The organism is Micromonospora sp. DT227 (assembly GCF_049841835.1).
In the GTDB taxonomy this organism is placed as follows: domain Bacteria; phylum Actinomycetota; class Actinomycetes; order Mycobacteriales; family Micromonosporaceae; genus Micromonospora.
In genome coordinates, this window is record NZ_JBNCLA010000084.1 from 1 (window position 1) to 280 (window position 280).

A 280-nucleotide genomic window follows, 5' to 3' on the forward strand; every position below is an offset into this window, starting at 1 on the left:
CATCGGCGTGGGGTTCGCAGTATGGATCCGCAGCGGGCGGTGCAGGCCTTGGCCGAGGCGGTCGGTCAGGGTGAGGACTTCCTCGCGGTGGCTGACGTGGACTGGGCCCAGTTCACGAAGGCGTTCACCTCCGCACGCCCGAGTGCGCTCCTGGCCAGACTGCCCGAGGCACAAGCCGCCATCGTCGTAGCCGACGTTGAGCCTGGGCCGCTCGATGATTCAGCACTGGCCGCCGAGCTACGGACGTTGACCGGCCCGCAACGCCAGCAGAAGATCCTCG

Annotated in this window: 1 protein-coding gene; it reads left to right on the forward strand. The window is 68.2% G+C overall.

Annotated elements, in window-relative coordinates; all coding sequences use genetic code 11:
* Nucleotides 1–21: 21 nt before the first annotated feature.
* Nucleotides 22–280: hypothetical protein (locus ACLQ2W_RS33995; protein ID WP_425792008.1), on the forward strand; the 259-nt coding region annotated here is incomplete at its 3' end.